General features: G+C 53.2%; 1 protein-coding gene. It reads right to left on the bottom strand.

Going from position 1 to position 952, the window contains the following annotated elements:
• Nucleotides 1–952: hypothetical protein (locus AC1D17_RS29120; RefSeq protein WP_477568661.1), on the bottom strand; the 952-nt coding region annotated here is incomplete at both ends.

Genomic DNA, 952 nt, shown 5'->3' with positions numbered 1-952 from the left:
CCCCAATAGGCCTTTCCCCAGTCATTCAGCGCACTTCCGATTGCACCGAGTAGCACAACTCCGATCATGTAGAACAGCAGACCAGGAGTGTTTGCCTGAAAACTAGCGAATGCCGTGAAGTCTTGGATTGGCTCCTCTTTCRAGCCTTCTCGCCAATGATAGATCATCAGTCGCGACAGAAGCCGCTCCTCTTCGGTCGCGTCTCGCGCGGCGATCTCACGCCCGCGCAAATAAGACGCCCACAACTTGGCCTCGAGCCTACGAACTTTCCGCAAGGGGGCGTGCTGCGTAACAAGTGCATGACCGAGCTCGCGTATCAGAAAGTAATGGACACGGACGATCGTGAATGCATTGGCGGAGGCTCGTTTGGCAATTGAATGTGGGAAGCTTCGCTGTTCGTTTAATCTGAGCTCCGTCAACTCCAGACGCTGTGACGAACTCACAAATACCTTTTCCTGACCAATGATCTCTTGGGTGAACAGCGACTTGGATTTACCTGTGAGGTGCAGCCGAAGCCGAACATATTGTGGCCCAGACCCAGCCCCTCGCATGCGCTTGCAGATCGCCTCGTTGAGTGTAACCGTGGAGCCAGGCCCTTTTAAGCCGTCTTCAACTGGAGCCAACGTAAGATCGTCGCCGACCTTCACTTTGTGAACGGTCACGAAAGGTTCGCCGTTAGTAGAAGTCTCGTATCCCAGATCGGTCTTACTCCCGACCTCGACGACCATGTTGAAGACCGCGTCTAGCGTCTGCCCATAGGCCATCACATCGCTCAGATCTTGAAACTGATCGAGTTGAAGCGCTACCGGAAAATACAGGTAAATTCGCTTGACCGATTTGATATTCGATAACCGAAGCCCGATGTCGAGGAAGTTGGTCTTTGACGGGTTGTCTCGCCAGAGATTGAAGTGAATCTCCAGATTTGGGTGCTGTGGCTTGACATCAATCGGCG

The sequence above is a fragment of the Pararhizobium sp. P1_E7 genome, from assembly GCF_056405855.1.
This window is presented reverse-complemented; position numbering and strand designations above follow the sequence as displayed.